The 6,723-nt window shown below is 67.3% G+C and carries 5 protein-coding genes; all 5 read left to right on the top strand.

From position 1 onward, the window contains the following. A partial coding sequence (locus VGV37_RS28845) for a VOC family protein (RefSeq protein WP_326883311.1) occupies positions 1-607 on the top strand: 607 nt, incomplete at its 5' end. Positions 608-713: 106 nt separating this feature from the next. Continuing rightward, complete coding sequence (locus VGV37_RS28840) at positions 714-1,343, top strand: cupin domain-containing protein (RefSeq protein ID WP_326883310.1); 630 nt, start codon at positions 714-716, stop codon at positions 1,341-1,343. A 30-nt stretch (positions 1,344-1,373) separates the two neighbouring features. Continuing rightward, on the top strand, positions 1,374-2,375 hold the full coding sequence (locus VGV37_RS28835; RefSeq protein WP_326883309.1) for a DUF2891 domain-containing protein: 1,002 nt from the start codon (positions 1,374-1,376) through the stop codon (positions 2,373-2,375). A gap of 119 nt (positions 2,376-2,494) precedes the next feature. Continuing rightward, entirely contained in the window at positions 2,495-3,655 is a 1,161-nt protein-coding gene (locus tag VGV37_RS28830; RefSeq protein WP_326883308.1) for an efflux RND transporter periplasmic adaptor subunit, read from the top strand. Positions 3,656-3,660: 5 nt separating this feature from the next. Next, on the top strand, positions 3,661-6,723 hold a 3,063-nt coding region (locus tag VGV37_RS28825), incomplete at its 3' end, for an efflux RND transporter permease subunit (RefSeq protein ID WP_326883307.1).

Below are 6,723 nucleotides of genomic sequence, written 5' to 3'. Positions count from 1 at the left end.
CGCGCCTTATCCGCCGATCTCACGAACCACGAATGCGTCGCCCACGCTTGCGGACGATCCGAAGAATTCTCAGCCTGGAAACACAATCGACGCGATCGGCGTCTCGTCGACCGGACATCTCCCGGCCTTGATGATATGCTGTAGCTTCCCGCGCGCGAGCCTCCGCATGACCTCAGTCCCTCCGATCACGGCCCCCTTCGTCCGGGCACGACTGGTGCCCGAATTGCTCGTCGCTGACATCGATGCGAGCCTGCGCTTCTGGTGTGGATTGTGCGGTTTTGCCGTCGCCTACGACCGGATGGACGAAGGCTTTGCGTACCTTGACCGGGAAGGCGCGCAGGTCATGCTGGAGGAGCGCGGTCGCGGCCGGAACTGGGTGACGGCACCGCTGGACCCGCCGCTTGGCCGTGGCATCAATTTCCAGATCGACACGACGTCGATCCAGCCGATTCTGGGCGCGCTGGCAGATGCCGGCTGGCCGCTTTTCATGCTTCCCGAGCAGAAGTGGTATCGTGTCGGTGAAATCGAGACCGGCGTGGAACAATTCCTCGTGCAGGACCCCGACGGCTATCTGATTCGCTTCGCAGCAGCCATGGCCAGGCTGTGAAGCCAGGTGCCGACGAATGTCGGCGACGGCGCGGCGCTAGCTCGACGTTTCTTGCCTAGGGGCGCTTTTTCCGGCGCGGAGCGTACGATCCATCGGGGAGAAAACCATGAAATCTCGCACACGGCTTGCCTGGCCCCGGATCGCTTCGATGGTCGGGGGGCTTCTCGTCTTCCTGTGCGCGCCGCCCTTGGCCGCCGCGGCCGAACCGGGTGCCTTCTTCGTGACGTCGGTGGCGGAGAAGAAGCTCACCGCACTGCCTTCGGGGATATTGTATTGGCGGGTCGAGACTTTTCCAGAGCCCGAGCAGGCGCGGGCCGCTGCGGCCGTCAGCGCGACCTCGCTGACGGCGACCGTCGACGGAAAGGCCTGGCTGTTCACGCTCGGCCCGATGGGCGGCGCCACACAAGGCGGGACCAAGGTCGCCGAGATCGGCCCGGTGCCCAGGATCACGGCGCCGGAATATCTCCTGCGCATCAATCACGCGGGCGGCCCGCCCGGCGCGAAGACGCCCGTTCATTCCCATCCCGGTTCGGAAACCTTCTATGTGCTGGGCGGCCAGGTCACCCAACGAACCCCCGACGGTGCCAGCCATGCCGAAGCCGGTCAGTCGGCCGTAGGACACGGCGCGGATATGCCGATGGAGGTTTCCAGCAGCGGCGGCGCGGATCTGAACCTGCTCGTGATGTTCGTGCTGGACGCCACGAAGCCGTTCTCGACCCCGGCCAAGATCGAGTAGATATCGGTCTTTCCTCTCAAGGATGAGCAGATGGTACGATCGATCCTCACCGCCGAGCTGTCGGCCCGTTTCGCCGAGATCGCGCTCGGCCATGTCGGGCGGGAATATCCGAACAAGCCGGACCATGTGCTGGCCGGCCCGGCCGATGCGCGCACGCCCCGCGAACTGCATCCGATCTTCTACGGCAGCTACGACTGGCATTCCTGCGTCCACAGCTACTGGCTGCTGGCGTACCTGCTGCGGCGCTTTCCCGAGATCGCGCCGGCGGCCCGGATCCGGGCGCTGTTCGATGGGCAATTCGTCGCCGACAAGGTCGCGGGCGAGTGCGCCTATCTGGCGGCGCCGACCGCGCGCGGCTTCAAGCGGCCCTATGGCTGGGCTTGGCTGCTGAAGCTGGCGGCGGAGCTGACCCACCATGATGACCGGCGCTGGTCGCAGGCGCTGGCGCCCTTGGCTGAGATCTTCGCCCAGCGCTTCCGCGATTTCCTGCCGCTCGCGACCTATCCGGTGCGGGTCGGCACCCATTTCAACACGGCGTTCGGCCTGCGCATGGCGGCCGACTATGCGACGGCGACGGAGGATGATGCGCTGACGGCGCTGCTGTGCGAGACCGGGTTACGCTGGTATGGCGAGGACGCGGATTGCCCGGCCTGGGGCGAGCCCAGCGGCGACGATTTCCAATCTTCGGCCCTGATCGAGGCCGAATGCATGCGGCGCCTGCTGCCGCGCGCGGAGTTCGCCGCGTGGCTCGACCGCTTCCTGCCGCGCATCGCCCAGCACCAGCCGGCCACCCTGTTCCGGCCGGCGACCGTGAGCGACCGGTCCGACGGCAAGATCGCCCATCTGGATGGCCTCAACCTCAGTCGCGCCTGGTGCTGGCGCTCGATCGCCTCGGGCCTCGACGACGCGCGGCGCGGGCTGGCCGAGGAAACCGCCGAACATCACCTGGCCGCCGGCCTGCCCCACATCGCCGGCGACTACATGGGCGAGCATTGGCTGGCGACATACGCGGTGCTGGCATTGGAGGCCTGACCATTCCCGACCGTTCGGCCTGCGGTTGTGCATGATTGAGAAGCAAGGCCGATAGGGATGCGGCGGGCTCCGCCCGGCGTACAACGGGTCTCGTCGCATCTTATCCGAAAGCAGCCAGCATGCGGATCGCGCTCATTTCCTCGGGTTGTGCCGTCCTCGCCGCCGGTGCCGCGCTCTATGTGCTGGTGCCGGCGGAACGGCTGGCGCCCTGGCTGCCGGGCGTCGTGGCCGCGCCCAAGGCGGCGGCGCCGTCCGCGGCGCCCATCCCCGTGAAAGTCGCTGCCGCGACCGCCGCCGACGTGCCGATCTATCTGCAGGCGATCGGCACGATCCAGGCCTACAACACGGTCAACGTGAAGACCCGCATCGACGGCGAGATCACCCAGATCCTGTTCCACGAGGGGCAGGACGTGCACCAGGGCGATCCGCTGGCGGTCATCGATCCGCGCCCGCTGCAGGCGCAACTGGCCCAGCAGCAGGCGATGCGGACCAAGGACCAGGCGCTACTCGACGGCGCGATGCTGGACATGAAGCGCTACGACAGCCTGGTGGCGAAGGACTATGCCAGCCGCCAGCAGGTCGACCAGCAGCATGCCCTGGTCGAGCAGTACCGGGCCCAGGTTCATAACGACGAGGCGCAGATCGACTACGCCCGGACCCAGCTCGATTATACGACGATCCGCACGCCGATCAGCGGCCGCGCCGGCATCCGCCAGACCGACCAGGGCAACGTGGTGCATTCGGCCGATAACACGACGATCGTCACCGTGACCCAGCTGCAACCGATCTCGGTCGTCTTCACCGTCGCGGCCGCGGCGCTGGAGCGGACCCGGCTGACCCTGGGCGAGGCCCACGAGCCGGTCGCCGCCATCGGCCAGGACGACAAGACCGAGCTCGACCATGGCACGATCGACCTGGTCGATACCCAGGTCGATCCGTCGACCGGGACCATCAAGCTGAAGGCCAGCTTCCCGAATGCCGCGCTGAAGCTGTGGCCCGGCAATTTCGTCAATGGCCGCATCACGGTCGACGACCGCAAGGACGGGGTGACCGTCCCGACCGCCGCCGTGCGCCACGGGCCGCGTGGCGACTATGTCTGGCTGGTCAAGGCGGACGACACGGTGAAGGCCCAGGACGTCTCGACCGGCCAGGCGTACGGCGGCCGGACCCTGGTCGAGAAGGGGCTGGCCCAGGGCGAGCGCATCGTTGTCGAGGGCTATTACCGCCTCGACAACGGTGCCAAGGTCGAGATTCAGGGTGCCGCCGGCGGACCGGGCTGACCGCCATGTCGACGCCGTTCATCCTCCGGCCGATCGCGACCACCCTGATGATCGTGGCGATCGTGCTCCTGGGACTGCTGGGCTACCGGCTGCTGCCGGTCGCGGCGCTGCCCAGCGTCGATTTCCCGACGATCCAGGTCGTGACGCCCTATCCGGGCGCCAGCCCGGACGTGGTGGAAACCTCGATCACCGCACCGCTCGAGCACTATTTCGGCGCGATCTCCGGGCTGGAGCTGATGAATTCGACCAGCGCCTACGGCTTCAGCCAGATCACCCTGCGCTTCAACCTGGACCGGCCGATCAATTCCGCGGCCGAGGACGTGCAGGCGGCGATCAATGCGGCGTCGGGCTGGATCCCGATCGGCCTGCTGCCGGCACCGCCGGTCTATCACGAGGTCAATCCGGCCGACACGCCGGTGCTGATCCTGGCACTGACCTCGGACACCCTGCCGCTGCACGAGGTCAACGACGATGCCCAGACGATCGTCGTGCAGAAGCTGTCGCAACTGACCGGCGTCGGCGCCGTCAGCGTCGAGGGCGGCCAGACGCGCGCGGTGCGCATCCAGCTCAACCCCGCGCGGCTCGCGGGGCTGGGCCTGTCGCTCGACGGCGTCCGCCAGGCGATCGTGGCCACGACCTCCGACAATCCCAAGGGCTCGCTCGACGGCCCGCTCCAGGCGTTCGAGGTCGATGCCAACGATCAGCTGTTCACCGGCGAGGCGTTCCGCGACGCGGTCGTGGCCTATCGCGACGGCGCGCCGGTCTATCTGCACGACGTCGGCACGGCGATCGATGGCGTCGAGGATGCGGAACAGGCCGCCTGGTACATGGGCAGGCCGGCCGTGGTGCTCGATGTTCAGCGCCAGCCGGGCGCCAACACCATCCAGGTGGTCGATGCGGTCAAGGCGTTGCTGCCCAAGCTGCGGGCGGCACTGCCGCCGTCGCTCAAGATCGCCATCGTCACCGACCGGACCGTGACGATCCGCGCCGCGATCGCCGACGTGCAGTTCACCCTGGTGCTGACCGTGGCGCTGGTCGTGCTGGTGATCTTCCTGTTCCTGCGCAAGTTCTGGGCGACCGTGATCCCCAGCGTGACCCTGCCGGTCTCGCTCGTCGCCACCTTCGGCGGCATGGCGCTGTGCGGCTTCAGCCTCGACAACCTGTCGCTGATGGCGCTCACCATCGCGTCCGGCTTCGTGGTCGACGATGCCATCGTCATGATCGAGAACATCGTGCGCCATATCGAGGCGGGCGAGGCACCGCTGCCGGCGGCGCTCAAGGGCGCCCGGCAGATCGGTTTTACCATCGTCTCGCTCACCGTCTCGCTGATCGCGGTGTTCATCCCGCTCCTGCTGATGGAAGGCATCGTCGGCCGGCTGTTCCGGGAATTCGCCATCACCTTGGCGCTGGCCGTCGTCATCTCGGGCTTCGTCTCGCTGACGCTCACGCCGATGATGTGCGCCCGGCTGCTGAAGCCGGAGGATCCGCACCATCGGCCGAACCGGCTGTTCCGCTGGAGCGAGCGGGCATTCGACGTGAGCTGCGCGCTCTATGTGCGCGGCCTCGACTGGGTGCTGCGCCATCGCATCGGGACCCTGGTGTTCACCGCCGCCACCATCGTCGCGACCGGCCTGCTCTATGCCGGCATCCACAAGGGCTTCCTGCCGCAGCAGGATACCGGCCTGCTGGTCGGCACGACCGATGCGGCCGAGGATGTTTCCTTCCCCGCGATGGCGGCGCTGCAGCGCCGGATCGCGGAGATCGTCGCGCGCGATCCGGACGTCCGCTCGGTCGACAGCTTCGTCGGGGCCGGTCCGGTCAATGCGACCTTGAACAGCGGCCGACTGTATATCGACATCGGCGCGCCGGACCAGCGGGCCGCTTCGGTCGCAGTGATCAGCGAACGGCTGCGCCGGGCCGTCGCGTCCGTCGAGGGCATGTCGCTGCATCTGCAGCCGGTTCAGGACCTGCAACTCGAAACCCGCAGCGCGCGGACGCAGTACCAATACGTGCTGCAGGACCTCGACGACGGCGAATTGAAGCTGTGGAGCGACCGGCTGGTCCAGGCGCTGCGGAAGCAGGCGGATTTCGCCGATGTCGCGAGCGACCGGCAGGACGGCGGCTTGCGCCTGTCGATTGCGGTCGATCGCAAGGTCGCGGCCCGCTATGGGATCACGCTCGACAGCATCGACCAGACGCTCTACGACGCGTTCGGCCAACGCCAGATCGCGACCGTGTTCGGACCGCTGACGCAATATCACGTCGTCCTCGAGGTCGATCCGGCATTCCGTGACGATCCGGGCATTCTCGACAAGATCTATCTGACGGCCCAGGCTGGCGCCGGCACGCCCGGCCTGGCGCAGAATGCAGCACCGGTGCCGCTGTCGGCCTTCGCCCGGATCGAACGTCGTCCGGCGCCGCTGACTGTGACCCACCAAGGCCTGTTCCCGGCGACGACGGTCTCGTTCAACCTGGGTGACGGCGTATCGCTGGGTCAGGCGATCGAAACGCTGCATCGGACCGAGCGGTCGATCGGCATGCCCGCCTCGGTCACCACGAACCTCGCCGGCACGGCCGCCGAATTCGCGGCGTCGCTCGATAGCGAAAAACTGCTGCTGCTGGCGGCGATCGTCACGGTCTACATCGTGCTGGGCGTGCTCTACGAAAGCTTCATCCATCCGATCACGATTCTGTCGACCCTGCCGTCGGCGGGCGTCGGCGCGCTGCTGGCACTCATTCTGTGCGGCCAGGACCTGAACCTGATCTCGCTGATCGGCATCATCCTGCTGATCGGCATCGTCAAGAAGAACGCGATCATGATGGTGGATTTCGCGCTGGAGGCGGAGCGCGAGCAGGGTATGGCGCCGTTCGAGGCGATCCGCCAGGCCTGCATCCTGCGCTTCCGGCCAATCATGATGACGACCATGGCGGCGCTGCTGGGCGCCCTGCCGCTGGCGATCGGCACGGGAACGGGATCGGAGCTGCGCCGGCCGCTCGGCATCGCCATCGTCGGCGGCCTGATCGTCTCGCAGTTCCTGACGCTCTACACCACGCCGGTGATCTATCTG

The sequence above is a fragment of the Aliidongia sp. genome (genome assembly GCF_035943795.1).
GTDB lineage: Bacteria > Pseudomonadota > Alphaproteobacteria > ATCC43930 > CGMCC-115725 > Aliidongia.
Note: the sequence above shows the minus strand (reverse complement) of the source record. Positions and strands in the feature narration are given on the sequence as shown.